At 45.4% G+C, this 25421-nt stretch carries 24 protein-coding genes; 3 read left to right on the forward strand and 21 right to left on the reverse strand.

The window, feature by feature from the left end; translation table 11 throughout:
- Positions 1–20: 20 nt before the first annotated feature.
- Genes KQI39_RS04400 through KQI39_RS04410 form a run of 3 tightly spaced genes read right to left on the reverse strand, consistent with a single transcriptional unit; the run spans position 21 to position 1585 of the window.
- Positions 21–353, reverse strand: a complete 333-nt coding sequence (locus tag KQI39_RS04400; protein WP_216416856.1) for a hypothetical protein — start codon at positions 351–353, stop codon at positions 21–23.
- Complete coding sequence (locus tag KQI39_RS04405) at positions 323–868, reverse strand: MBL fold metallo-hydrolase (protein WP_216416858.1); 546 nt, start codon at positions 866–868, stop codon at positions 323–325. Before KQI39_RS04405 ends, KQI39_RS04400 begins: the two co-directional genes overlap by 31 nt.
- Before the next feature lie 12 nt (positions 869–880).
- Entirely contained in the window at positions 881–1585 is a 705-nt protein-coding gene (locus KQI39_RS04410) for a carbohydrate ABC transporter permease (RefSeq protein WP_330653944.1), read from the reverse strand.
- Here KQI39_RS04410 and KQI39_RS04415 point away from each other — a divergent pair.
- Entirely contained in the window at positions 1475–2533 is a 1059-nt protein-coding gene (locus KQI39_RS04415; RefSeq protein ID WP_216416860.1) for a helix-turn-helix domain-containing protein, read from the forward strand. The genes KQI39_RS04410 and KQI39_RS04415 overlap by 111 nt on opposite strands.
- Here KQI39_RS04415 and KQI39_RS04420 read toward each other — a convergent pair.
- From KQI39_RS04420 to KQI39_RS04435, 4 genes are all read right to left on the reverse strand, one after another.
- Positions 2527–5436: an AAA family ATPase gene (locus KQI39_RS04420; protein WP_216416862.1), complete on the reverse strand. Its 2910-nt coding sequence runs from the start codon at positions 5434–5436 to the stop codon at positions 2527–2529. The two genes, KQI39_RS04415 and KQI39_RS04420, sit on opposite strands and share 7 nt — an antisense overlap.
- Positions 5433–6581, reverse strand: a complete 1149-nt coding sequence (locus tag KQI39_RS04425) for an exonuclease SbcCD subunit D (RefSeq protein ID WP_216416865.1) — start codon at positions 6579–6581, stop codon at positions 5433–5435. Before KQI39_RS04425 ends, KQI39_RS04420 begins: the two co-directional genes overlap by 4 nt.
- Positions 6578–7618 carry an aldo/keto reductase gene (locus KQI39_RS04430; RefSeq protein WP_216416867.1) on the reverse strand — a complete coding sequence of 347 codons (1041 nt, stop codon included), beginning with the start codon at positions 7616–7618 and terminating at the stop codon, positions 6578–6580. The genes KQI39_RS04425 and KQI39_RS04430 overlap by 4 nt, the downstream gene beginning before the upstream one ends.
- Before the next feature lie 161 nt (positions 7619–7779).
- The gene (locus KQI39_RS04435; protein ID WP_015525941.1) at positions 7780–9576 is read right to left on the reverse strand and encodes an L-fucose isomerase; all 1797 of its coding nucleotides are present in this window, start codon (positions 9574–9576) and stop codon (positions 7780–7782) included.
- A gap of 244 nt (positions 9577–9820) precedes the next feature.
- Here KQI39_RS04435 and KQI39_RS04440 point away from each other — a divergent pair, with 244 nt between their 5' ends.
- A complete protein-coding gene (locus tag KQI39_RS04440) occupies positions 9821–10669 on the forward strand; it encodes an AraC family transcriptional regulator (protein ID WP_148448398.1) in 849 nt (282 codons plus the stop codon).
- A gap of 503 nt (positions 10670–11172) precedes the next feature.
- Here KQI39_RS04440 and recQ read toward each other — a convergent pair.
- Positions 11173–13005: a DNA helicase RecQ gene (recQ, locus tag KQI39_RS04445; RefSeq protein ID WP_148448400.1), complete on the reverse strand. Its 1833-nt coding sequence runs from the start codon at positions 13003–13005 to the stop codon at positions 11173–11175.
- A gap of 288 nt (positions 13006–13293) precedes the next feature.
- On the opposite strand from recQ, the gene KQI39_RS04450 reads away from it, so the two are divergent.
- Positions 13294–14604 carry a hypothetical protein gene (locus tag KQI39_RS04450; protein ID WP_216416869.1) on the forward strand — a complete coding sequence of 437 codons (1311 nt, stop codon included), beginning with the start codon at positions 13294–13296 and terminating at the stop codon, positions 14602–14604.
- Positions 14605–14730: 126 nt separating this feature from the next.
- Here the strand turns inward: KQI39_RS04450 and KQI39_RS04455 are convergent, their stop codons facing one another.
- The 13 genes from KQI39_RS04455 to KQI39_RS04515 form a co-directional block, all read right to left on the reverse strand.
- Complete coding sequence (locus KQI39_RS04455; protein ID WP_216417033.1) at positions 14731–15876, reverse strand: cob(I)yrinic acid a,c-diamide adenosyltransferase; 1146 nt, start codon at positions 15874–15876, stop codon at positions 14731–14733.
- Positions 15877–16205: 329 nt separating this feature from the next.
- On the reverse strand, positions 16206–17357 hold the full coding sequence (locus KQI39_RS04460; protein ID WP_216416871.1) for a 1-propanol dehydrogenase PduQ: 1152 nt from the start codon (positions 17355–17357) through the stop codon (positions 16206–16208).
- A 135-nt stretch (positions 17358–17492) separates the two neighbouring features.
- Complete coding sequence (locus KQI39_RS04465) at positions 17493–18257, reverse strand: DeoR/GlpR family DNA-binding transcription regulator (RefSeq protein ID WP_216416874.1); 765 nt, start codon at positions 18255–18257, stop codon at positions 17493–17495.
- A 69-nt stretch (positions 18258–18326) separates the two neighbouring features.
- Positions 18327–18875: a BMC domain-containing protein gene (locus KQI39_RS04470; protein WP_015525948.1), complete on the reverse strand. Its 549-nt coding sequence runs from the start codon at positions 18873–18875 to the stop codon at positions 18327–18329.
- A 16-nt stretch (positions 18876–18891) separates the two neighbouring features.
- On the reverse strand, positions 18892–20220 hold the full coding sequence (locus KQI39_RS04475; RefSeq protein ID WP_021977480.1) for a 4Fe-4S dicluster domain-containing protein: 1329 nt from the start codon (positions 20218–20220) through the stop codon (positions 18892–18894).
- A gap of 4 nt (positions 20221–20224) precedes the next feature.
- A complete protein-coding gene (locus KQI39_RS04480) occupies positions 20225–20491 on the reverse strand; it encodes a EutN/CcmL family microcompartment protein (protein ID WP_015525950.1) in 267 nt (88 codons plus the stop codon).
- A 68-nt stretch (positions 20492–20559) separates the two neighbouring features.
- Positions 20560–21171 (reverse strand): phosphate propanoyltransferase, encoded by a 612-nt coding sequence (locus KQI39_RS04485; protein ID WP_370816971.1) that lies wholly within the window; start codon positions 21169–21171, stop codon positions 20560–20562.
- A 141-nt stretch (positions 21172–21312) separates the two neighbouring features.
- Entirely contained in the window at positions 21313–21591 is a 279-nt protein-coding gene (locus KQI39_RS04490) for a BMC domain-containing protein (protein WP_005427721.1), read from the reverse strand.
- A 74-nt stretch (positions 21592–21665) separates the two neighbouring features.
- Positions 21666–22007: a BMC domain-containing protein gene (locus KQI39_RS04495; protein WP_114002790.1), complete on the reverse strand. Its 342-nt coding sequence runs from the start codon at positions 22005–22007 to the stop codon at positions 21666–21668.
- Positions 22008–22051: 44 nt separating this feature from the next.
- Positions 22052–22327 (reverse strand): propanediol utilization microcompartment protein PduA, encoded by a 276-nt coding sequence (gene pduA, locus KQI39_RS04500; RefSeq protein ID WP_015525952.1) that lies wholly within the window; start codon positions 22325–22327, stop codon positions 22052–22054.
- A gap of 84 nt (positions 22328–22411) precedes the next feature.
- A complete protein-coding gene (locus KQI39_RS04505; protein WP_015525953.1) occupies positions 22412–22726 on the reverse strand; it encodes a BMC domain-containing protein in 315 nt (104 codons plus the stop codon).
- A gap of 24 nt (positions 22727–22750) precedes the next feature.
- Entirely contained in the window at positions 22751–23983 is a 1233-nt protein-coding gene (locus tag KQI39_RS04510) for a zinc-binding dehydrogenase (RefSeq protein ID WP_015525954.1), read from the reverse strand.
- An 18-nt stretch (positions 23984–24001) separates the two neighbouring features.
- Positions 24002–25390, reverse strand: a complete 1389-nt coding sequence (locus KQI39_RS04515) for an aldehyde dehydrogenase family protein (RefSeq protein WP_216416876.1) — start codon at positions 25388–25390, stop codon at positions 24002–24004.
- Positions 25391–25421: the final 31 nt, after the last annotated feature.

The raw sequence follows: 25421 nt of genomic DNA on the forward strand, positions 1-25421 counted from the left end.
AGACATCTGTTACTGTTTTCTTAATTCATTCTTTTTCTGTCATAAACTATGCCACCGATTTCAAATTCCACACTGCTTCCATCTCCGGCCATATGATAATAAGGTTCTCCGGTCAGCTCTCCAGAAAGTATTTTTCTGATTCCATTACAATATATATTTATAATTTTCTGAGAAAACGCATACTTTTCATAGCAGTCTTCTTCTGTTTCACATACATGTGCTGGAAAAACATGTGTTACTTTTTTTCCGAGTTTTTTTAATTTCAGAAGACTTTCGTAATATACACGTAAAGATGCAGAAGGCGCCAGGGAGTCTCCTGCACTTAACTGTCCCCATACGCCCCATTTAAGCATGGTATCACCGGTAAACAGCCAGCCTTTCTGTTCCTCAAACAGTGTGCAATCGAGCCCAGTGTATGACTTGGAATTTCCACGACGCTGAGCTTTTTATCCCCAAGGTCAAATATATCCTCTTCCCTGACTGTACAGATTTTTTCCGCCGGCCCGGGCTTCCATTTTTCAAACAAAAAACCTTCTTTTTCCGGAATTTCAAAAAACATGATTTCCGACATTTTCCGAAGTTTTTCATCTACCTCCTGATGGGAAAAAGGTTCATCGTACCGTCCCACATATACTTCTTCAAACTGATTATTTCCTGAATTATGATCTACATGGGCATGGGTATTTACAACAATCAACGGTTTGTGGCCACACAGCTGGCTGATAGTATCTTTTAAACTAGTAAGACCGAACCCTGTATCAAGAAGCAGCACTTTCTCCGTTCCATTTATCACATACATCACAGTCTTATCAATCTCATTGATTGCCCATAAATCCTTTTCTAAAGGAATGATTCTTGACAACTGCATTCTTTTTTCTCCTTATTTTACTGCACCCATAGTCAGGCCGCTAGTGATATATTTCTGTGCACAGATATAAAGCACAATCGTCGGAATGATACATAGAGTAAGTCCCGCAATAAAAAGATTCCACTGTGTGCTGGTTGCACTTCTGAACATAAACAGGTTTACCGTTAACGGTCTCAGTTCACTGTCTCCGATTAGAATGCTCGGAAGAAGGAAATCATTCCAGGACCACATAAAAAACAACACCCCTATAGTCACTGTCGCAGGTTTTACTAGAGGAAATACAATCTGCGTCATAATTCTGAACACTCCGCAGCCATCAATAGCTGCTGCCTCCTCCAGTTCCCGAGGTACATTCTTCAAAAATCCGGTAAAAGTCAAAATACCAAATGCACAGAAATTGGAATCATAACTGCATGAAATGGAACGATCTGTCCAAATACAAAATACAGATATAAATTCTGAGAGATTCTTCCTCTGAGATGTGAAATTCCAAATGCTCCCGCAAAAGAAATAAACACTCCACCTAACATAGCTCCCAGTGTAATCACTGCGGAATTTTTTAACGCAGTCAGGAAATTCATATCTTCTTTCGGAGAAGAGGTGGCCATGCTTCGTCTGAATCATATAAAAAGCTATTATCTTCTGTACTGTAAATGTATTACAGATGAAGGAAAAAGTCTGGAAAAAGAATATTATTTCACTCATATAGCGGAACATTACCTTCAGGAACATATTCCGGATGCGCTTATTTTTTCCTATGGTAATGCCCTGTATTCTCTTTGTCCGAATATCGATGAAATCCAGCTTACAAAGATCATAAGCTTTATACACAGTGAACTGAAAAAGAATGGAGTTCTCATGTCGGCAGCTGTAAGCAACTGTTCCGAAACCCTGTCGGACATTCCACTACTTCGAAGCCAGACTGTGGAAATTTTTAATACGCTAAAAAATTCTGAACATTTTGTAATGCTTTACCGTGATCTGGAATCCAGCCCTGTTATGGGAATGTATGAAAAATCCAACTATTTTCAGGTATTTTTAAATGCCTTATCTGCTGGTGACAATTCTGCGCTTCAGAAGCGTTTTTCAGAGATTACCACGCTTTTTTCTGGTGAATCCACGGATGAATTTGACAGTTTCATGTACAGCTTTATGACTCTTTTTCTTTCCTTCTTCCAGTCATCTTCTCAGGAACTGTCCGATTCTGTATGTTCTGCCACTCGGACACAAAAAGATCTGTTTGCCTCTGCTGCTTCCTCCGAAAAAAAAGCAGAAATTTTTCAAAACTGGTTACAGCAGATCTCCGGTTTTCTGAATGCGGATAAAATCACCAAAAACAATTATCTTACCAGCCAGCTGATCGAATATATCCGCGCAAACTATGAAAAACCATTAAGCCTGTACAGCATTGCAGATGAGTTTAACCGTAGTACTCCATATATCAGTCGTCTGATCAAACAGACAACTGGGAAAAATTTTACAGACCTGCTCACAGATCTTCGGATACAGAAAGCCAAAGAACTGTTAAAAACTTCTTCCTATCACGTAAATGAGATATCCCACATGGTAGGATATCCCAATTTTCGCTACTTCAGCCGTATTTTCAAACAGCAGACCGGTATGACTCCTAATGATTACCGAAAAATCTCCTGTCGTTTTCATTGAATTTTTATACTGCTTCCCACACCTTCTCCGCCACATTGCTTGGTAACGATGATCTTATTGTCAATTCGTTCCTTCAGCTCGGAAACATGGGAAATAATCCCTACCAGGCGTCTGCCATCTGCAAGGCTGTTCAGCGCTTTTAATGCCTGCTCCAGAGACTCCTCATCCAGAGAACCGAATCCTTCATCCACAAACATGGAATCCAGCCGGATTCCCCCGGCTGAGGCCTGGATCTCATCGGAAAGTCCCAGCGCTAGGGATAACGATGCCTGGAAGGATTCCCCACCGGACAATGTCTTTACGCTTCGTTCCGTTCCGTTATAGTGATCAATGACATTCAGATCAAGACCTGCTTTTTCTTTCTGATTTTTGCTTTGTTCCTGGCGTTTCAGTTCGTACTGGCCGCTGCTCATGGTCATAAGACGGAGATTGGCTCTTCGCAGGATCCGGTCAAAATATGCCATCTGGATATAGGTTTCCAGCTCGATCTTTGCCTTTCCGTTCAGTTTTCCATTGGCTGTATCCGAAAGATTCCTGATCCATGCATATTCTTTTTCCGCTATTGTCATTTCCTCCCGGCCCTTTTGCACTTTCTGAAAAATATCCTGGTTTCCACTCTGAACGGAAAAAAGCTCTTTTCTTTTTTCTGTGAGATCTGCTTTCCTCGCAGTAGTCTGTGCATGCTGTTCTCTGATCTCCTCTTCCGGAATCTCTCCGATCTCTTTTTTCTGCGCTTCAAAAGTCTCTATAGAGGAAGCTATCCTTTCTTTTTCTGACTGAAATCTCTGCAGCGTTTCTTTCACTTTTTTGCTGTTTTCCTTCAGTTCCCCGTATTCCTGCTGCTTTTCCCCGATTTCTTTTTCCAGATCTTCTTTTCCTGCTTTCAAGGCTTCCGATTTCGTACTGTCCGCTTTACAGGACTTATCTTTTTCCGTTTCCAGACGGATCTGTCGGATCTCCTCTGCCGCATTTTGCTGCTGTTTCTGATTCTCGGATGCTTTCATACTCAGGCCGGCCTGCTCTCTGTCAAAGAAATTCTTTTTTTCCTGCAGCTCCTCTTTTTCTTTTTCAAGACGCTCCATGGCATTTTCCACTGTTTTCTTTCTTTTTGTATTTTCCTGGGCTTTCCTGATCTCTTTCTCACTTTCCGCCAGAAGATCCTCACACTGTTCCTGCGCTCTGTTTACCATGGAAGTCAGCTGTTTCCACACAGTCAGAAAATCCTCTGCCTGTCCGTTCCCGTTTTTATTTTTCTTATGGAATTCTTGAAACTCTTCCAGAAGTTTTTCTGCACTGGCTACAATCTGCCTCCAGGATGCATTGCTCTGTTCCTTTAAGCTTCCGGCTTTCAGGCTTTGATCTACAGAATCCTTCTCCATTTTATCCAGCCTGCTTTTCTCGTTATCCAGTGTTTTCTGGTCAACTGTCTGTTCTTCTGAAAGCATTCTGGGATGTGGATGGCTCAGGGAACCGCACACAGGGCAGGGCATTTCATCCTTAAGCTCCCGGGCCAGAAGACCTGCCTGTGCATCCAGAAAAATGTGGAATATCTGCTGATAATATTCCCTCTGCTGCTGTGCATCTCTGTAGGCAGACTGATATTTTTTCTGCTGCTCTTTGGTTTCATCATAAAGGCCTCTGAATCTCCGGATCTCAGCAATAAGTCCATTCAGTTCTCTCTTTCTCCGCGTCTGTTTTTCTTTCTCTGTGAGCGCTTTCTGCAGGTCAAGCTCAGAATTTCCCAGCTGCTCCCGTTCCGTTTTCAGCTGCTCCATTTCTTTCTGCTGCTGTTCTTCCTGCCGGATGATCTTTTCCTTTTGCGTCTGACAATTTCCCAGCTGTCTTTCAATTTCTCTTCGTTCTTCTTGCAGTTGCTCCAGATCCTGATATTTCTTCAGCTTTTCCTGTTTTTCCCGGATCAGAAGGCCAAGTTCCTCACATCTCTTATCTGCATCTTTATATTTTTCTGCCTCTTCTGACGCCTTCGCAAGTTCCGAAAGAATCTTTTCAAGCTGCTCCAGAGCAAGCGCTCGTTTCTCTTCCAGGCTTCGTTTCTGTGCAGAAAAATTCAGCATGGTTTCCATTGTCCGGAGTTTCTCTTCCAATTCCTTTTCCTGTTTCTGAAGTTCCTTTTCCCGGAGTTCTCCTCTGTCAATAAACAGTTTCAGAAGCTCAAGACTCCGTTCCAGCTTTCCTTCGAATTTCGCTTTTTTAAGCCTTGAAAATTCCTCTTCTTCCATCCCTGCATCCGGCTGGAACTTCACACCATCCAGATACTGGGCGATACTCCGGCGCATCTCATCATATTCTTTATATCTAGAAATAGCCGCATCCCGGAGCTTTATCTGGAGCTGCTGGTAAAGGCCCGTATGAAAAATCTGCCGGAATATCTCCCCTCGCTGCAGAGTTCCTGCCAGCAGCAGCTTCTGAAAATCCCCCTGGGCGATCATTGCGATCTGTGTGAACTGATCGTAACTCAGTCCCAGAAGCTGTTCCACTGCCACAGTAACATCTTTTGCCTTTGTCACCGGCTGCCGGTCATCCGGATAGATCAGCTGTGCCTCAGCTTTCCTAAGAGTCTGTCCGGTGCCTCTTTTTTTCGGAGCCATATATTCCGGACTCCGGCGCACGTGATAGGTTTTCCCCTGATAGGAAAAAACAAGCTCCACAAAAGTCTCCGTGGAATCTTTTGCATACTTACTCCGGAACATGGCGGATTCCCTTACCTCTCCACTGGCTCTTCCATATAACGCAAAGGTGATCGCATCAAAGATCGTAGTTTTTCCCGCTCCGGTGTCACCGGTGATCAGGTAGAGACCGCCCTCTCCAAGCTTTGAAAAATCAATCTCTGTTTTGTCTGCATAGGGCCCAAAGGCACTGATGGTCAGTTTTTCCGGTCTCATTGTTTCACCTCCTGGATCTTACGGATCAGATCTTCGGAATATTTCCGCTGTTCTTCATTCATGGGCTGGTTATTCTGCAGTTCAAAAAATTCCTCAAAATATTCCAGCTCGGATTTCCTTTTCACCGTTTCTGCACCTGCGATCTCCTGGTTTTCTCTTGTGCGTCGGTTATCATATTCCAGCCTCATCAGATTCGGATAAACAGTACGGAGCTTCTGCATTCCATCTACGATATCTTCTTCATCTGTCAGCGTGATTTGCACATAATCCTCTGTGTTTGTGTCCTGATAACTGGACAGTGATGTGATCTCCATGTATGTGCCTTTCAGTTTTCGCATATCCCGAAGAGGCTTCAGCGGAATCGCCCTGATCCTGAGATTTCCTTTTTCCAGAAGCTCCACAACTGTCACGGATTTCTGCTGTCCTGCCTCGGAAAAAGAATATTTCAAAGGAGTTCCGCAGTAGCGGATGTGCTCGCTTCCCACATTCTGAGGACTGTGGATATGTCCAAGTGCCACATAGTCAAAATCCCGGAACACATCTGCCTCCACCTGGTCGATACCTCCAACGGAGATCTCTTCAGAATCACAGCGCATGGCACCGACCACAAACTGATGGGCGATCAATACATTGCGATAACGTTTATCAATCTCCATATGTGCAACTGCCGCCTGCACTGCCTCCTGGTAGGTACGGATCTCATCCACCTCTTCTTCTCCTTCCAGTCCGTGCCTCACAGTTGCCGGACGCACAAATGGAAGCAGATGGATCCAAACTTCTCCATAGCTGTCCGTTAAACAGTACTTTTCTGTTTTTCCATCGTATACCGGGGACATACAGATCCCGCTGCTGCTCATGATCTGTGAACCGAAAGCGATCCTTTCCGCACTGTCATGATTTCCGCTGATGGCATACACCGGGAGCTTCCGCTTTGCAAGCCTGGTAAGAAACCGGTCAAAAAGCTGCACTGCCTCCGCCGAAGGAACCGATCTGTCATAAAGATCACCGGCGAGAAGGATTCCATCCGGTGCTTCTTCATCAATGATCCTCAGGATTTCGTCCAGAATATATTTCTGATCTTCAATCATGGAAAATTCATTAACTCTTTTTCCAAGGTGAAGATCGGATAAATGAATCAGTTTCATCGATCACCTCCTGCGCTTACCCAGCCTCCGAAACGTTCCGGCGCAAGATCAATTTCACAGGCATCAATTGCATCTTTTAACTGTGTAAGATTGCTGACACCGGTTACCGGCACCGTCTGGAAAGGCTGATGGAAAAAGTACGCCAGAGATAAGGCCTGCAGGCTGTGTCCGGTTTCTTTCTGCAATTTTAACAGCTTCTGATAGGTGCGAAGGTTTGTCTCGTTCCAGTAGGATCTTTTCATACTTTCTGAAAGACCTGTGATCTGTGTTTCCTTCTCCCGCATCCAGGATGCATCCACCTCTGCATCTGTACAGGAAAGCCCCATTTTCTGAAGTTTTGAAAAAAATCCCATTGCAGTGGAAGAAAACGGAACGGCAGCAGCGCCTGTCTCACAGTGCCACTGATATTCTTCTCTGGAAAACTCCACAAGTGTAGGATCCGGATTTGTATTTCCTCCGGGATTGATTCCTGCAAGACTCCACTGATTGGATACTGCTGTGATCCCTGAAAGATTTCGTTCTCTCAGACACTGAGCAATTTCTTTCAGCCTCTCTGTGCGGTAATTGGAAAATCCATAATAACGGATCCTGCCTTCTTTTTTCAATTCTTCCAGAATATCCACGATTTCCTCCGCCGGTTTCTTCGGATCATCTCTGTGAAGCCAGTAAAAATCCATCTCATCTTTTCCCAGTGTGCGGCAGCTCTCATCCAGGTCCATGCGGATATCTTCTTTGTTCACTCTGCTGCGACCCGGATCCTCAAAGGAATAGTGCGCGCCCTTCGTTGCCACGATAACTTTTCCCTGCATGCCACTCTCTTTCAGCCATTTTCCTATGATCTGCTCACTGCAGTTTCCATGTCCTTTTAGCCATTTGCAATAGACATTTGCCGTATCAATAAAATTTCCGCCTGCCCATACAAAGGCATTCAGAATCTCAAAGCTTTTTTCCAGGTCTGATTTATCTCCAAATCCTGCTGTTCCGAGGCAGATAGGACTGATGTTCAGATCTGTATTGTTCAGCTGTATATATTTCATCTACGTAACCTCCCGTATTCATATATATCTTTTTCTATTATAACTTTTTTCCGTAGATCCGAACAGTATATTTCCCAACTATCCATATACTATGGCACAAAAAAATCCTCCGGCACATGCATGCCGGAGGATTTGATATTCCGTTATCTTAACAATATGATTTATTTGTAGAGTGGTCCGTAGTTCTTGCAAGCGCGGAAGTCTGCACCCTCTTTTTCCATACCGAATGCGTTCCAAGCTGCCGGACGATAGATATCCTTCTCAGGAACGTTGTGCATGGATACCGGAATTCTCAGCATAGAGCACATTGTGATAAGGTCTGCACCGATGTGTCCGTAGGAGATCGCACCGTGGTTAGCACCCCAGTTGTTCATTACATCGTAAGCTGTCTTGAACGGTCCCTCTTTGCCATCGCATCTTGGAGCGAACCATGTACATGGCCATGTGTAGTCTGTACGTTTCCAGAGCTTGTCAGATACTTCTTCCGGAAGGGCTACTGTCCATCCCTCTGCGATCTGAAGAACCGGTCCAAGTCCTTTTACAAGGTTCAGACGGATCATAGTTGCAGGCATCTGAGCACGTGTTTCATAACGGCTGGAGTATCCGCCTCCACGGAAGTATCCGTTGTCGGCCATACACCACTCTGTATTGTCCATGATCGCTTTCTGGTCTGCCTCTGTAACATCCCACCACTGTTTCATAACTGGTGTTCCGTCAGCCTCTTTAGCCTGTCCGTTAGCATCCAGGCAAGCAGCACCGGAGTTGATCAGATGAAGGAATCCACCAGCTTCTTTGGCAACACCCTCAAGGTCATATCCTGTAGCTTTCTTAACTGCCTCCGGGCTCCAGTATGTACGAACATCAGCGAAGATCTGAGCACGTCCTGTAAGAAGTTTCATGAACAGCATTCCAAGTCCGTTGAGAACATCGTTCTCTGTAGCAAGGATGTACGGCTCACGAGCGCCATTCCAGTCGAAGGATGTGTTCAGCATAGCCTCTGCGAAGTCACCGTTCGGATAGAAGTCTGTCCACTGTCTCTGGCCCTGGAATCCAGCTGCAAGAGCATTGTGTCCGATTGCTTCCTCGGAGAATTCCGGAGCAAGATTATCACAGCCGTTCATCAGCTCTTTGATGATAACTGCCATCTTAACAACAAACTCGAACTGCTCCTCTTTCTTCTCTGGTGAGAACTGAAGCTCTTCCGGGTTCTTGTCCCAGCCGATCTTGCAGGTCTCTTTTGCCCATTTGAGAGCTTTCTCAAACTCTTCGTGATCGTAGATACCCTCGGTCATACGACGGATGATCTCTACCTCATCAACAGACTCAACTCTCATTCCGAGATAGGACTCGATGAAATCAGAATCGATGATAGATCCGCCGATACCCATTGTTACAGAACCGATCTGCAGGTAGGATTTACCTCTCATGGATGCAGCTGCAACTGCTGCACGGCCGAATCTTAACAGTTTCTCTTTAACGTCTTCCGGAATGGATGTGTCGTCAGCTTCCTGAACGTCATGTCCGTAGATACCGAATGCCGGAAGGCCCTTCTGTGCATGTGTAGCAAGAACGGATGCCAGATATACAGCACCAGGTCTCTCTGTTCCGTTGAATCCCCATACAGCCTTGATTGTCTGTGGATCCATATCCATTGTCTCAGCTCCGTAGCACCAGCATGGTGTAACAGTAAGAGTGATATCTACACCCTCTTTACGGAATTTATCAGCACATGCAGCGCTCTCACCAACACGTCCGATGGTTGTATCAGCGATAACAACTTTTACAGGCTCACCGTTTGAATATTTCAGGTTCTCCTCGAAAAGTTTTGCTGCGGATTTCGCCATGTTCATGGTCTGGTCTTCCAGAGATCCTCTTACATCGAGAGCTCCTCTACGTCCATCGATGGTTGGTCTGATACCGATAACTGGATAGCTGCCTACTAATCTGCTCTTTGCCATAGTAACAATTACCTCCTACATGTATATATTCGTTATTTAATAAACTTGTTTCTTTCCACAAAGCATCTCTTCCTGCCCTGCGGCTGTGGGTTGTGTTCAGACAATATATATCTGATCGATGATTTTATTATACGATTGCATCTTGTAAATTACTTGTGTTATAATAGCAAAAAGCAGTACAATATTCACTTTTTTATTCCAGTTCCTAAAAAATCTATAAAATTTATGAAAGAAGGGTTTTATTTTGCACGATCTTGGAAGAAACGAAGACCGGCTTCGTGGTACCTATGAATTTCCTTTTGAGTTTCATCATATTGACAGTACGCATCCCCGTTATGTCATGTCCTACCACTGGCATGTGGAGTGTGAAATCATGCGGGTACTTCAGGGCACTCTCACCGTCACTTTAGACGAAAAAAGTTTCACAGCAAAAGCCGGAGATGTAATTTTTGTCAACAGCGGCGTGCTGCATTCCGGAATTCCTCAGGATTGTATCTATCAGTGCATTGTTTTTGACATGAACATGTTTTTGAAATTCAATTCTGTCTGCACGGAATATATGCAGAAAATCAGCCATCAGGAACTTCTGATCTATCATCATTTTACCGAAAAACAGCCGGATATCCAACGCGCCGTAAACTCTCTTTTTGATTCTTTCTGGCAGAAGAAACCTGGATACGAACTGGTTGTGTTTGGACAATTTTACCACTTTTTCGGATTGGTTTTTGGTAATCATTACTACCTGGAAAGTCTGAGGAAAACACGCCGGGATTACAAACGGATTGTACAGCTGAAACAGGTGGTGGAATTTATTGAAAAAAACTACACCAATCCTATTACTTTGCAGGAACTTTCCGCTTCAGTTTCCATGTCCCCGAAATATTTCTGCCGGTTCTTTTCCGAGATGACTCATCAGACTCCCATGGATTACCTGAACCGCCAGCGGATTGAACAGGCCTGCTGCCAGCTGGCAACCACGGACGATTCCATCACGGAAATCGCCTACCGAAACGGTTTCAATGACCTGAGCTATTTTATCCGCACCTTCAAAAAATATAAAGGAGTTACTCCTGGAAAATATAAGCGCCGTTAACTCCACCCACGACAAAAAGCAGGATTTCGCATATTTACGAATACCCTGCTTTTTTATTAAGAACCAACTATGTACAAACAGCGGACCGGCTGCTTCGAACTGCTTCCCGACTGTCCTTCGGGCTATGTCCATGTGATAAGAATACATGCTTCTCTTCTGTATGGGAAAAAAGCCGGCAGGAGCAGGTTTTCTGCATGAAAAAGCCGACGCAGATTGTGTGAAATTCTGTCTTAATCAATTCTCGTCAAGTGGATATTCGCAATCCGCACTTGCTACTTGCTCAAATATTGAAGGGATTCCACGGTGCATAGAACTCTGCTTGCGAAATGCCTGTACGCTGCATCTGGAACATGCAGCAGAATGATCATACATGATAAAACAATCCGGCCGCTTCCTGGCTGCCGGATGTTTCCTGCTTGTTTTATTCTAACAAATGCCTCTTTGAAATGCAAGAAATTTCAGAACATTTCGCTCTGCATTTTCCGACGGCAAAATCCTCTTTCTTACAGATTCTGCACCGCATCAATAAACCTTTTTCCGTATTTTTCGAACTTATGCCTGCCGACTCCTGTCACATCTAACATTTCCGCCTCATTTTCCGGTTTCAGAATACACATATGGATAAGAGTTTTGTCGGAAAAGACCATGTACGGAGGGATTTTTTCTTCTCTGGCAATCTCCGTCCGAAGCGCACGCAGTTTCTGAAACAGCGGCTCGTCCTGCTCCTTAAGCTCACCAGCTGTACTGGATTTCCGTCGTCTGACTTTCTTTTCCTTCTTCTGCAGCTCCTGCGCCTTAGGCATCTTCATAGTTAACATGCTTCCCTTTTCCAGAAGATCCCGGGATGTGGAAGTCAGTTTTACAATCGTATATCCGTCGTCTGTCAGAGAAAGATATTCTTCCAGCACCAGATAATTAAAAATCTGCCGCAGCCTGTACACCGGCGTTTTTGCACAGACACTATAAAAAGAATTTTCCTCCATGTGATACTGCCGGATCTTGGCTGTGGATGCTCCCCGCAGCGTATCCAGAATCACATTGACTCCATACCTCTGTCCGCTTTCTTTCACGCATTGTATCATAGCCTGTGCTTCCTCTGTCACATCCTGTTCTTCGAATTCTGTCTGGCAGTTCAGACAGTTTCCACAGTAACTTTTTCCATATTCGCCAAAATATTTCAGGATATATTCCCGCAGACAGTCATGGGTAAAACAGTAAAACGTCATCTGCTTCAGCCGTTCCTGATCCCGATCCCGGACAAGGCGCCAGGTTTCCATATCCATCTCCTGATTATCCTGACCACGCTCGATCAGGTACTGGTTGGTCACAACATCCTTTCCACTGTAGAGCAGGATACACTCCGCCGGATCTCCGTCACGGCCCGCGCGTCCTGCCTCCTGATAATAGCCCTCCATGTTCTTTGGCATATTATAATGAATGACATATCGCACATCCGATTTGTCAATTCCCATACCAAAAGCATTCGTCGCTACCATCACATGGCAGCGGTCATAGATAAAATCATCCTGGTTGTTCCGTCGCTCCTCATCGGAGAGCCCGGCATGATATCTGGTGGCAGTGATTCCGTCCTGAATCAGTTTTCCGCAGACTTCTTCCACCAGTTTTCTGGTAAGACAGTAGATAATTCCACTGTCATCGGGATGTTCCAGTATGTAGTCGTGTACTTCCTTGTATTTATCTTTCGGGGTTTTTACCGCAAAATACAGATTTTCCCTGTCGAATCCTGTCGTGGTGCAAAAAGGGTCACGTAGGTTCAGAAGTCTCGCAATGTCTTCTCTTACTTCTTTCGTCGCCGTAGCTGTAAACGCGCCGATCACCGGACGCTTTGGTAGCTGCGCCACAAACTCCGCAATTTTCAGATAGCTGGGGCGGAAATCCTGTCCCCACTGAGATACACAGTGTGCCTCATCCACCGCAATCATGAATATATCCGCACTCAGCGCAAAATCCAGAAACGCCTCTGTGGTAAGCCGTTCCGGTGCCACATAGATAATTGGGTAACGTCCTGCTTTTGCATAGCGCAAAGCGGTAAAATACTGTCCCTGTGTCAGGGAACTGTTGAGATAAGCCGCTGAGATTCCCGCCTGGTTCAGACTCCGCACCTGATCTTTCATAAGCGAAATCAGAGGCGAAATTACCAGTGTAATCCCTTTCATCATCAGTGCCGGTACCTGATAGCAGATGGATTTTCCCGCTCCTGTAGGCATCACGGCCAAGACATCTTTTCCTGCAAGAAGCGCATCGATCACTGCTTCCTGCCCTTCTCTGAAAGTATCATACCCGAAGTGGGTCTTTAAAAGTTCCTGTTTCGTCATAAATCGACATGATCCTTTCTTTAATCACGCGGACAAATCATCCGCATTCGCTGCTTGTATATAGCCAAATTGCTGCTGTTTTCCGAATATTTAATTTTAACATATTTTCCGGGTAATTGCCAATTGATCGTAAAAAATCACAAAGTAACCTCTGTGTATTTACCTGTTATAATGATATAAATGAAAAAGTCTGTTTATACTGTCCCATTACATTGAACCATGAATTCATATAGTATCCGGTTCTTCTGATCAGTGACAGCCGGAATGCTCAAAAAAGGAGGAGTTATTATGTGTAAAAGAAAAATAAAAACCATCGAGGCAATTTTTTTCCTGCTTCTTTTTTCAGTTATCCTGCTCCTGCTTCCACAGGATGCCCACGCCAAAGTCCGTGTAGTGACCAAAGGAACCACTTCCACGATCCGTGATACCGATGGTGTGATCGAAGATGAGTTTTCAGACATTAATTTCCCGATCAACATCAAAAATGCAAACTGCCAAAAACGGATCTATGCCGTGACAGTCCGTATAAGCTTTTATTCTCCCAAAGGAGTCATACCCAAAAGCACCACATTTTCTATTGATGGGATCAATGTAGTTAAGCTGAACACTTCAAATTATACACCACTGGCATACAAAGAGACTTTTTTCACCTACGATGACAACCTGGAGGATGGCTACCTGGAATTCGATTTCGGCAATAAAGAATGTCCGGTGCCTGTAGACTGCGACTATGAAGTTACCATCAAACAGGCAGTACCGGAAATTTTTATCACCAACAACAATTATCTGACCCAGAGTATCCGAACCGGAAAAACTACTTCAATCGGAATTGAGATTTCTGATCCTTACGTAAAAACCATCAGCAAATCAAAATTCAAGGTTACTTCTTCCAACAGCTCTGTTCTCAAGGTGCAGAGCATCACTCAGGATTCAAAAAAACGCAGCCGTTTCACAGTTACCCTGAAGGGCATGAAAGCCGGATCCGCAAAGATCACTTTATCCTATCCAAAGGCCGCAGCCTGTAAGCTGACCGGAAAAGTAACCTCTCCTTCAAAAACCGTAGCAACCTTCCGCGCTTCCAAGACTACACTCAAGGTTGGCACCAAGGTCAGCATGCGTTCCCTCATCAACCTGAAGGGCGGTACCAATCTGACCATCAAAAATGCAAAATCCAGCAAGCCTTCTGTGCTTGCCATTTCCGGAAACTATCTTGTCCCAAAGAAAAAAGGGACAGCCACAGTTACCGCAAAATTAAATGGTGTTAATCGCAAGATCACCATTACCGTATCCGCGCCGGGTGCCAAACCTACCGCCAAAAATCTGAAGATCAGTGTTGCCGGCATCAAGTACGGCCCTAATGACATGAAGACTTATTATACCTTAAAATTCACCAATACTTCTGCAAAAACCATCACAAAAGCAAAAATACAGATCACCACAGGTTCCGGTATCTATGACCAGATGTACTGGACAAAAACTCTGACACTGAACCTGAAGCCCGGAAAAACTATGACAAAGACCTATTTTATCCAGAACATGGTCCAGGCACCGGAAAAAAGTGATATTTCCATCAAATGCCTGAAGCTTAACTGGAAGTAAGCTATCCTTCTGTAAAACGTTCAAAAAGGGACGTGCTGCAGTATTGATTTAAAAATCATCACTGCAGCACGTCCCTTTTATTTATGCTCTTTGAGCTGTCTGTACATTTTATTTTTATCCTGTATCCTACAGTACCTCATTCAGCACCTGCAATCCATACTCAGCAAGGCTGTTATCCTCTTCGCCGGTACCACCACTGATGCCAAGGCCGCCGATAATGGTATCACCGACTTTCAGCGGTACACCACCTCCGAATATTACGATATTGTCGCTCATCTTGCCAAGGCCATAGAAAGTCTGGCCCGGCTGTGTCAGTCTGGAAAGCTCCATGGTTGACATCTTTACTGCAACGGATGTATAGGCCTTTTTTACAGCCATATCAAAACTTACAAGAAAAGAGCCGTCCATCACATGAACCGCAACCGGATTTCCGTCCGGGCTGCATACTGCAATTACAGAAGGCTTGTTTCTTCTCAGGGCTTCCTGCTCAATCTTCTCGATCAGACGCTTGGCAGAATCCAGTGTGATACGCCCCTGGATCCCCATACGCTTCAGCACTTCCTGGATCATCGCTGTGTTTGCTGCCATACTGTCATTCTGTGCCATCGCTGTATTTCCTCCTGCTGTTGTCACCGCAGACACATTTTCCTGTGTATTCTGAGCCTGCATCAATGTATTCTGCTGTATCTGCTCTGTCTGTGGTTCTGCTGTACCTGCTGCAACATTCGCATTATTTTCAACAGTTCCTGCAGCTTCTTTCTTCTCTCCGATCTTCGCTACATCCACATACCTTGCCAGCACATAAAAATAATCTGACAGCCGGTTCATATATTTCTTGGCTCCGGTATCTGATCCGAACTTCACGCTGACCAGGGCAAGCTCTCTCTCAGCCCTCCTGGCCACAGCTCTTGTCACATCAATCTCAGCCGCAACTCTGGAATCACCCGGCAAAATCGGAAGTCTTTCTCCTGAAAAGATCTTCCTCATCCGGCCAATCTCTTCCTCCAGAAGCTCCGTCCGGTCTTCACTGACCTTGAACTCTCTGTTATAAGGATCAGAAACCCCATCTGTAATTTTCTTCAAAGTCTCCGAAATCTTCTCCAGCATCCGGACAACATCTCCGTCACCAATCAGAGCCCTGACAAGCCCAATATGACTCACCAGCTCCTCAATAGACCCCATCAGACAGATACGGTCATCCGACTTGGAAACATTCTTCGTATGGGAAAGATCCGTCATTCCCTTATCACCATACCCGGTATAAACCTCCATCACAGCTCAACCTCCCAGTAACACCTGATAAATAATTCCATCCATATCAGACCAATTTTACAATCCTCGACCTTCTACGCATTCCACACCACGATCATCCCGGCAACCCAGGCGCGGCGTTCACAAACGCGCCAGCCCCCGCCAACAACGTCACACATCCAAGGCGCCCACGGCGCCCCATCGGCACAACGTTCAACCCGGAACAACCGCAGCATACAGGCATAAGTCAATAACCTTCCGCCCGCCACAGTCAAGCACTCTAAAAAAAGCCCGAAGGGTGTGCAGAGGGTCCGGGGCTTCGGACCCTTTGCTATCTATTTCTGTCTTTTTTAAAAAGACCACAATTTCGTGTAGATTTTTACAATATCCTCTTTCTTCGGTACACGCGGATTCGCTGCCGTGCAGGCATCCGCAAGTGCCATATCCGCCATCTTATCAACCGCCGCAAAATAAGCATCCGGTGTGATCGTCTTCATCTCTTCGATGGTAAGTGGGATATTCATCTCTTTCTGCATAAACTGGATCCAGTTTACAAGAGATCTGACACTCATAACTTCGTTATAATTGCTCAGTCCAAGAAGATGTGCAATGTTGGAATATCTCTTTACTGCCGGAAGATATTCTTTCTGGCTTCTGCTGCGTTTGTTAATATTTGCATTATATTCAACAATATGCGGCAGTAACATCGCATTAGCTCTTCCGTGAGGAATATGGAAAATAGCACCCAGCTGATGAGCCATACTGTGTGTGATACCAAGTCCCGCGGCATTAAAGGAAAGTCCTGCCAGACAGGATGCTACATGCATTTTCTGTCTTGCATGCATATCATTACCATCAACATATGCACGATAAAGATATACACCACAGATCTCAATGGATTTCTCTGCCAGTGCAGAAGTAAACTCATTGTGATTGATGCTGACATAAGACTCAATGGCATGAGTCAGAACATCCATACCTGTATCTGCTGTGATCGCAGGTGGAACACTGCGTACAAGTTCAGCATCCAGGATCGCCTCATCAGCTGTCAGGCTGTCTGAGATCAGCGGATATTTCACATGTGCCTCTGTATCATTTACAACTGCAAAAGAAGTAACCTCGGAACCTGTACCACTTGTTGTAGGAATGGCAACCAGTCCAACCTTTCCGTAATTGTTGATCTTCAGGGCAAACTCACGGATTGCCTTGGAGGAGTCGATGGCAGAGCCACCGCCTACTGCAACGATCGCTTCCGGCTGATACTGAAGGAATTTTTTGACTCCTTCGGCAATTTTTCCAACCGGAGCATCCGGAACAACATCACAGAAAATATCAAATTCTTTTCCACCTGCCTGAAGCGGTTTTGTGATCATATCGATCATTCCGCTTTTTACAACAAACGGATCTGTGACAACAAGGACTCTTTTGTATGGAATTTCTTTCAGTCTTCCCAGGGCATCAGCTCCAAAGTGGATGGCTGTTTTCATTTCAAATGTATTCATAGAAACTGCTCCCTCTCGTCATACCGGAACACAGGTCTCTTTTGTCTGCCTGTGGCCGGATAAAGTAAAGCGGATCTCCGCATTCCGCATACACTGCATGCTCATGAACACAATCGTTTCCGATATATGTTCAGCTTACTCCGGGTAGATGCATTTGATCTTGTGCTCGCTGAAATGATTCAGCCACTTTTCAGACGGTTTTTTGTCTGTGATCACCGTCTCGATATCCCGCAGCTGTCCTGCCACGGAAAAAGCAGTCTGATCAAATTTCGTGCTGTCTACCACCAGAATACGCATTTTTCCGGAGTTGATCATGGCTTTTTTTGTTGTTCCAAAGGCTTCTTTGGATTCCATGATTCCCAGATCCTCATTTAATGCCTTACAGGAAAAAATAACCTTGTCCACATAATAAGAGCGGATCACTTCCTCGGTTCTGGCACCCAGGAATGCAAGATATCCCTCCTTCATCACTCCGCCGGTGGAAATGATATTCCAGCCGGATACATCGGAGAGTTCCAGGAGGATTTCCATGGAATTGGTAACAACGGTAAGACGCTCTTTTTCTTTCAGTGCCTTGGCCACAAAAACTGCAGTTGTACTGGCATCCAAAAAAATATGGTCTCCGTCATTCACCATGGAAGCAGCGATCTCCGCCATCTTCTGCTTTCCCTGTACATTCTGGTTTTTACGAATGTTAAATGGTAAATCGATACCGACATCTTCATTGATCACCGCACCGCCATAACTCTTTGTGGCAAGTCCTTCTTTTTCCAGCTTGTCCAGATCGCGGCGGATGGTTTCTTCTGAGACACTGTAAAGCTGGCTTAGTTCACTTACAACAACCCTTTTCTCTGCCTGTAATTTTTCGAGAATCAGATTTCTTCTTTCCAACGCTAGCATAAAATGCCTCCTTTTCGGATGTCATTCGGGATATCCTTCAAAAAGGATATCCCGTTATCATAGACAATATTAAAGGATCGTATCGATCATTCTCTTGTCCGGATGAGCGATTACTGAGGAATCCATGTACATTCCTTTTTCAGCTACCAGCTCTTTTGCTCTCTCAATGGAAGCCTCTACTGCAGAAACCTCGCCTGTAAGAAGCATGTAAGATTTACCGCACATACCTTTTGCGATACGAAGCTCGATCAGATCAACGATTGCTGTCTTTGCAGCCTGATCTGCTGCCTCGATGATAGATGCTGCATCGTAGGTCTCCAGGATTCCCAGGGCACTGATCTCCTCAACCTGTGTGGTTCCGTAGATTGCCGGGAAAATGGACTCATGCGGATTACCCAGTACAAAACTGTCAATGCATTTGTCCTCGTATGTTGTTACAGCTGTGTCTACAGCAGCTTTGACCGCGCTTAAGTCTCCGGTGATAATTGCAATATATTTTCCCGGACATACTGTCTGCGCCTCCACGATCTCTACTTCAGATGTCTTAACCATGGCATCTGCTGCAGTGATACCAGCTGGTGTGGTTTTAAACTCAATCATTCCGATTGCTCTACTCATTTTGTGCACGTCCTTTCTAATTTCTTGCAATTACAACATGGCGGTCTGTCACTTCTGTAACTTTTCCGCTGATGGTTGCATGGATTCCGACACTTAATCCCTGTGCAGGCTGTGCGATCATCTGACCTTCTGTTACCATATCGCCTACATTTACGATTGCCTGTGCCGGTGCACCAATATGCTGGCTTAAGAGAACTTTTACCTTGGATACATTTACAAGCTCTTCCTGAAGTGGTGCATCCTTGTCATATCTGGTAAGTCCCAGACGCGCCATCAGGCGTTCCTCAGGAACCTTGCGGTATTCTCTTGACTCCTGTACCGGTTTCGGCTGAACACCCTGAGGTGGTCTGATTCCGGCCTTACGAAGTCCGCCCTTCATATCTGCAAGCAGTGTTCTCGGAGCCAGGCTCTGCGGACACGCATACATCTCGCAGACACCACAGGAGCTGCAGAATGCAGAATTGATATAAGGATTCACATTTCTGAAATCCTGATTGGATGCTGCCATCATGAACATTGCCGGATCGATCGGGTGTCCCAGATTGTGTCTCGGGCAAAGATCTGTACATGTATGGCAGTGACAGCAGATGGATGCTGCTCTCTTCAGATCTATAGAAGAAGTCCGCTGCTTCTTCATGACAATAACATGGTCCTTTGGAAGAACCAGGATTGCGTTCGTTGTTTTTGTAACCGGATCAGAACCGTTTCCGATACGTCCCATCATCGGGCCGCCTACGAAATATACAGGATCTTTCACAGTTGTTCCGCCTGCCTGGGCAACAACCTCTTCCAGTGTGCATCCCAGTGGAACTTTCACTGTAACAGGATTCTCAACTTCTGCAACAACGGAAACATATTTGCTTGTAACCGGTTTGTGTTCTTCTACCGCGCGGTATACATTGTAGAGTGTCTCTACATTGAATACGGCTACTCCCTGCTCGATTGGCAGTCCTCCTGGCCGTACCACACGTCCGGTTGCCTCATAAATAAGAACAACCTCATCACCCATCGGATAAACCTCATCCAGAAGATGGATCTTAACCCTCGGGAATTCTTCAATATGCTGATTTAAAGCATTAATCGTCTGTACATAAGACTTTTTGATTCCGATAATGGCCTGTGAAGCTCCTACCGTCTCCGCAACCATATCGAATGTTTTCATGATCTCGTATGCGTGCTTCTCCAACAACTGTCTGTGAAGTTTCAGTAATGGTTCGCACTCTGCACAGTTCATAAGAATGGTATCCGCTTTGTCTGTCAGTTTCATGTATGTAGGGAAACCTGCTCCACCTGCTCCGACAACACCATTCTCCTGCATAATTTTCTGTAATTCTTTGATATCCATGGCGTTACTCCAATCCTGCACCGTCGTCTACGATACCGACGATGGCGGCATCTACCGGTGCTGTTTCTACGCCGCAGCCAATTCTTGCTGCGCTTCCTTGTGCCACCAATACATATTCGCCGATTCCCGCACCGATGATATCAATAGCGACAATCTGGCTGTGCTCGGCTTTCATATGATGCACCGGCTCCACGATCATGAATTTATTTCCTATGAGTTTTTCACTTTTTCGTGTGGAAACAATACTTCCAACTACTTTGCCTACGATCATATGAGCCTCCGTTTTCTCTATATCCTCCTTTTGGGATGCCTGAAAACGGCATCCCAAAAGGAGGAATATTATTTGATTATGGTAACTGTATTGCCTGTGGCAATTCTTGCTGCATTTGCTTCATCTGTATCAATATGCATTTCCAATGTAAAGCTGTCATCTACACGGATCTTAACCTGATTAAAGATCGTTCCGCGCTCATTGTCAGCTTTTACGGAAACAATATCGCCATCATGTACACCCGCAGCCTGGGCATCTTTCGGAGCCATGTGAATGTGACGCATAGCCACAATACATCCCTCTTTCAGATAAATGGCACCTTTTGGTCCAACGATCGCGATCGGTGCACTTCCTGCAAGATCACCGGACATACGTACCGGAACCTTCATTCCCAGCTTGATCGCATCTGTTGCTGAGACCTCAACCTGTGATTTACTGCGGACAGGTCCGAGGATTCTTACATTCTCGATCGCACGGAGCTTCAGTCCTACGATGGTAACTGTTTCATTGGATGCAAACTGTCCGCCCATCAGATCTTTTTTCTTGGTAAGCTGATAGCCTTCTCCGAACAGTGCCTCCACATGCTCCTGTGTCAGGTGAATATGTCTTGCAGAAACTCCGATAGGTACAACAAAACCATTGCCCTTGTCTTCGTTTTTGTTGATCGCATCGATCACCATTTTTGTGATCATTTCAATATTATTCGTTTCCAAGAGTACACCTGCTTTCTTTCGGTTTCATAACTGAAATTAACTCAAAACGCACCGGCCCGAACCCTTAATGGCCCTTGGGCCGGTGCATCTTGGAACTAATCAGTTGGATTATTTAAGAACCGGAAGGATTTTCTCAACGTCTGTATGAGGTCTCGGAATTACGTGTGTAGCTACAAGCTCTCCAAGTCTGGATGCTGCTGCGCTTCCGCTCTCTACTGCAGATTTAACTGCTCCTACGTCTCCACGAACCATAACAGTTACAAGACCGGAACCGATCTTCTCTGTTCCTACAAGTGCAACGTTAGCTGCCTTGCACATCTGGTCAGCTGCCTCGATAGCTGCTGTAAGTCCTCTTGTCTCAACCATTCCTAATGCTTCCTGTGTCATGATTATATCCTCCTTATGGATTGTTGCTTCATTGTGTTTTTCTGTTTACTTCTGACTTTTTTGGTGCAGCAGCTTTATTTTTTGCTGCTGTTTTTGCTTGCCAGTGCTTCTTCCGGATTTTCCTGCTGTTTCTTTTTCCACCGGCTTGCACTCAGCTCAACCAGTTTGACGATTTCCTCGTGAGGATTGGCAATTACCGCATAGCTGGCAGGTTTTTTAATTGCCTGCTCCACTGCTGCATTGACAGCTGCTGTAACTGCTGATACATCGCCTTGTACGATCAGGGTCACCAGTCGTCCGCCCAGCTTACGCTCCCATGACGCCAGCTCAACGTCTGCCGTTTTGCACATGATGTCCAGGGCATTGATCGCCGCTACAACACCAGTGATTTCTATAAATCCATATGATTTTCCCATGAGCGAACTCCTTAATTAATTTCTGTTCCTCTCAAAGCCTGAAATCAGAGCTTCGGAAGAATTTTCTCTACGTCTGTATGAGGTCTCGGGATTACGTGTGTAGCTACGAGCTCTCCAAGTCTGGATGCTGCTGCGCTTCCGCTCTCTACTGCTGCTTTTACAGCGCCTACGTCTCCACGAACCATAACAGTTACAAGACCGGAACCGATCTTCTCTGTTCCTACAAGTGCAACCTCTGCTGCTTTTGTCATTGCATCTGCTGCCTCGATTGCAGCTGTGAGGCCTCTTGTCTCAACCATTCCTAATGCTTCCTGTGCCATGATTCTATCCTCCTGAATCTTATCTTCGTTACATTTTATCATATATGATTCCGCCACTTTTGTAAAGTGAACTTCGGAATCCTCTTAATCTTTATCCAGGGCGCTGATTTTCAGCATTTTCTGTGTACCTGGTTCCGGGTTGGGGATTATGTAATGCTGTACCACGCCTGTCATGCTCTCTGCGACTTTCATGCCGGCTTCTACCGCTGCCGTGACATCTGACACGCTTCCGCGGTACTTGATGCAGACAAGAAGCGGTACTGGCAGGCTGTCCGCATTCGCCGGTTTATTCTTATCGAATACCTCCAGGTGGACATTTGCAGCCTTGCACCCGGCGTCAGCTGCCACAAAGGCTGTTGCAAGTCCGAAGACCTCAAGAATTCCTACAGCTTCTGCCATGTTGCTTCTCCTTTCCCGTTAAGGTTATTTATTAACAATCGCGATCTTAAGACCTGTCATTGCCAGGTTTGTCTCAAGTGCCTCGTTGATCTCCTCAAGCGGGAACTTGTGTGTGATCAGCTCAGACATTGGAAGTCCGATTGCTTTTGCTCTCTTAAGGAAATCAAATGTTGTTGCATAGTCTCTGAGGTTGTATACCCAGGAACCAACAAGGTTGATCTCTTTGGAGCAGAGGTCGAAGTGCGGGTTGATGGTAGCGTCTCCACCGTTGATGAAGAAACCAAGCTCGCAAAGACCGCCGCCGTTGCGGATAAATTTGTAGATGTTGGAGTGTGCATGAGGATTTCCAGTACACTGGAAAGCGAAATCTGCAAGATGTCCGCCCTGAGCCTCTTTAACAGCCTCAGTAAGTGCCTCAATGCCCTTGAAGTTCATGAAGTTAACGGTTGTGTTTGCTCCCATTCTCTTGGCAAACTCAAGACGTTTCTCATTTCCGTCTACTGCACAGATATTATGAACGCCCATTGTATGGAGAACAGCGATGCAGATAAGACCGATCGGTCCGCAACCCTGAACAACAACTCTGCTGTTGAATTTCAGGATTCCTGTTGTTTTTGCTCTCTCTACAGCATGTACAAGTACTGCACATGGCTCGATGAGGATACGGGAATCAAGATCCAGGTCACTTACATTAAAGAATGTGGAACCGAATTTTCCGCCTCTGATGAAGATGTAATCAGCGAACCAGCCGTTGAATTTAACGTCGTCATCCGGAAGAAGTCCGTATACGTCAGCGCCGCCTACGTTCTTCTTGTTAAGGTCGAACATTGTGATTTCCGGATCATCTTTGAAGATCATACAGGTAACGATCTTGTCGCCGACTTTAACCGGTTTACCAGCTGTATCAACTTTAACGTTTTTACCCATTTTTACGATCTCACCGGTTCCCTCATGTCCGAGAACTACTGGGATAAGACCAAACGGGTCATTTTTGTACTCATGAGCATCTGTTCCGCAGACGCCGCAGCCCTCAACTTTAACGAGGATGTCGTCGTCACCAACTTCCGGAAGATCATACTCCTGAAGCTCAAAATGTTTCTTCTCTGTCATCATTGCTACTCTTGCTTTTTTCGGAATTGTGTTTCCTGCCGGAGCAGCCGGAGCGCTTGTTGCAGCAGCTGCTGCAGGAGCGTTTCCTGTCATGCCGGAGAGAACCTGTTTAACGATTTCTTCGATATTTACATTGTTCATATCCATTGTTTCTGTTCCTCCTGATTAACGAATGCAAAGGCTGTCTGTCATTACGCAGCGTCTTCTCTTTGTGAATGTGCTTGCGCTTGTAAGTCCCTCACCGGTACGGCTTGCAATTGTGAATGTACAGAAACCTTCTCCGCCAAATCCAAGTGCGGAATAGGACGGGCCGTTCTTTACAAGGATTGCGGTATCAATTGCTTTCGCATATTTTGTAATGTTATCAATATTCTTGGAATGAATATGTGCGGAATGACGGTTGCCATGCTCAAGCCATACAGCCTGCTCTACAGCATCGTCAAAATCCTTAGCTCTTACGATTCCGAGGATTGGCATCATAAGCTCTGTTGTGATGAGCGGATGCTCCTTCGGTCCCTCGAAGATAATGCAGCGGGTATTTGCCGGTGCCTGAACTCCGATCATGGAAAGAAGTGTCTTCGCATCACGTCCTACACATTTACGGTTCAGCTTGCCGCCTGCAAGTACAGTCTCAACAAGCTTATCCTGCTCTTCCTTGGATGCAAGGTAGCAGTCATTTTCTGTAAGCATGTAGTGCATTAACTCATCAACTACGGAAGATACTGCAACAACTTCCTTCTCTGCGATACATGGAAGGTTGTTATCGAATGTACATCCGTTTACGATATCCTGAGCTGCCTTACGGATATCAGCAGTATCATCAACCAGTGCCGGCGGGTTTCCTGCTCCTGCACCGATTCCTCTCTTACCGGAGGAAAGAACTGCTGTTACAACACCAGGACCTCCTGTTGCTGCGATCAGATGGATATCTTTATGTTTCATCATAATATTGCTTGTCTCAAGAGTTGGTTTCGCAACTGTGACAGCGATATTATCCGGGCCGCCTGATTCCAGGGAAGCCTCATTTAAAAGATTGATTGCGTAAATAGAAGTTTTTACAGCTGCCGGATGCGGGTTGAATACAACTGTATTTCCGCCTGCCAGCATACCCATTGTGTTACAGAGAACTGTTTCACTTGGGTTTGTACATGGTGTGATCGCACCGATTACACCAAATGGTCCCATCTCGATCAGAGTCAGTCCTCTGTCTCCGGACCATGCAGTTGTTGTAATGTCTTCGGTACCAGGTGTCTTGTCTGCTACCAGGTGATGTTTGAGGATCTTGTCTCCTACATTACCCATACCAGTTTCCTCAACACCCATACGAGCCAGTACTTCCGCATTTTCTTTGATCTTTTTACGGATGCAGGTGATGATTTTTTCTCTCTGGTCCATAGACATTGTCTTAACTACCTGCTGCGCCTTTTTCGCTGCTTCGATAGCATCATTCATATCCTTGAAAACGCCATGTTTTCCGGCCGGAGCATCTGCAATCTGCATTTTTGCCATAACTTCCTGTACAATTTCCTGTACCATATTCTCACTTATTGGCATGAGATGTCCTCCTTAATATTCCGTCAAAAAA

It is taken from the genome of Blautia sp. MSJ-36 (assembly GCF_018917985.1).
Taxonomy (GTDB): domain Bacteria; phylum Bacillota; class Clostridia; order Lachnospirales; family Lachnospiraceae; genus Blautia_A.

Excerpts from the sequence above, each read along its gene's own strand:
- KQI39_RS04400 (WP_216416856.1), bottom strand. The coding sequence starts at position 353 with ATGCTTAAATGGGGCGTATGGGGACAGTTAAGTGCAGGAGACTCCCTG.
- KQI39_RS04405 (WP_216416858.1), bottom strand. The coding sequence starts at position 868 with ATGCAGTTGTCAAGAATCATTCCTTTAGAAAAGGATTTATGGGCAATC.
- KQI39_RS04415 (WP_216416860.1), top strand. The coding sequence starts at position 1,475 with ATGCTTCGTCTGAATCATATAAAAAGCTATTATCTTCTGTACTGTAAA.
- KQI39_RS04410 (WP_330653944.1), bottom strand. The coding sequence starts at position 1,585 with ATGTTCCGCTATATGAGTGAAATAATATTCTTTTTCCAGACTTTTTCC.
- KQI39_RS04420 (WP_216416862.1), bottom strand. The coding sequence starts at position 5,436 with ATGAGACCGGAAAAACTGACCATCAGTGCCTTTGGGCCCTATGCAGAC.
- KQI39_RS04425 (WP_216416865.1), bottom strand. The coding sequence starts at position 6,581 with ATGAAACTGATTCATTTATCCGATCTTCACCTTGGAAAAAGAGTTAAT.
- KQI39_RS04430 (WP_216416867.1), bottom strand. The coding sequence starts at position 7,618 with ATGAAATATATACAGCTGAACAATACAGATCTGAACATCAGTCCTATC.
- KQI39_RS04435 (WP_015525941.1), bottom strand. The coding sequence starts at position 9,576 with ATGGCAAAGAGCAGATTAGTAGGCAGCTATCCAGTTATCGGTATCAGA.
- recQ (WP_148448400.1), bottom strand. The coding sequence starts at position 13,005 with ATGACGAAACAGGAACTTTTAAAGACCCACTTCGGGTATGATACTTTC.
- KQI39_RS04450 (WP_216416869.1), top strand. The coding sequence starts at position 13,294 with ATGTGTAAAAGAAAAATAAAAACCATCGAGGCAATTTTTTTCCTGCTT.
- KQI39_RS04455 (WP_216417033.1), bottom strand. The coding sequence starts at position 15,876 with ATGGAGGTTTATACCGGGTATGGTGATAAGGGAATGACGGATCTTTCC.
- KQI39_RS04460 (WP_216416871.1), bottom strand. The coding sequence starts at position 17,357 with ATGAATACATTTGAAATGAAAACAGCCATCCACTTTGGAGCTGATGCC.
- KQI39_RS04465 (WP_216416874.1), bottom strand. The coding sequence starts at position 18,257 with ATGCTAGCGTTGGAAAGAAGAAATCTGATTCTCGAAAAATTACAGGCA.
- KQI39_RS04470 (WP_015525948.1), bottom strand. The coding sequence starts at position 18,875 with ATGAGTAGAGCAATCGGAATGATTGAGTTTAAAACCACACCAGCTGGT.
- KQI39_RS04475 (WP_021977480.1), bottom strand. The coding sequence starts at position 20,220 with ATGGATATCAAAGAATTACAGAAAATTATGCAGGAGAATGGTGTTGTC.
- KQI39_RS04480 (WP_015525950.1), bottom strand. The coding sequence starts at position 20,491 with ATGATCGTAGGCAAAGTAGTTGGAAGTATTGTTTCCACACGAAAAAGT.
- KQI39_RS04485 (WP_370816971.1), bottom strand. The coding sequence starts at position 21,171 with ATGGTGATCGATGCGATCAACAAAAACGAAGACAAGGGCAATGGTTTT.
- KQI39_RS04490 (WP_005427721.1), bottom strand. The coding sequence starts at position 21,591 with ATGACACAGGAAGCATTAGGAATGGTTGAGACAAGAGGACTTACAGCA.
- KQI39_RS04495 (WP_114002790.1), bottom strand. The coding sequence starts at position 22,007 with ATGGGAAAATCATATGGATTTATAGAAATCACTGGTGTTGTAGCGGCG.
- pduA (WP_015525952.1), bottom strand. The coding sequence starts at position 22,327 with ATGGCACAGGAAGCATTAGGAATGGTTGAGACAAGAGGCCTCACAGCT.
- KQI39_RS04505 (WP_015525953.1), bottom strand. The coding sequence starts at position 22,726 with ATGGCAGAAGCTGTAGGAATTCTTGAGGTCTTCGGACTTGCAACAGCC.
- KQI39_RS04510 (WP_015525954.1), bottom strand. The coding sequence starts at position 23,983 with ATGGATATGAACAATGTAAATATCGAAGAAATCGTTAAACAGGTTCTC.
- KQI39_RS04515 (WP_216416876.1), bottom strand. The coding sequence starts at position 25,390 with ATGCCAATAAGTGAGAATATGGTACAGGAAATTGTACAGGAAGTTATG.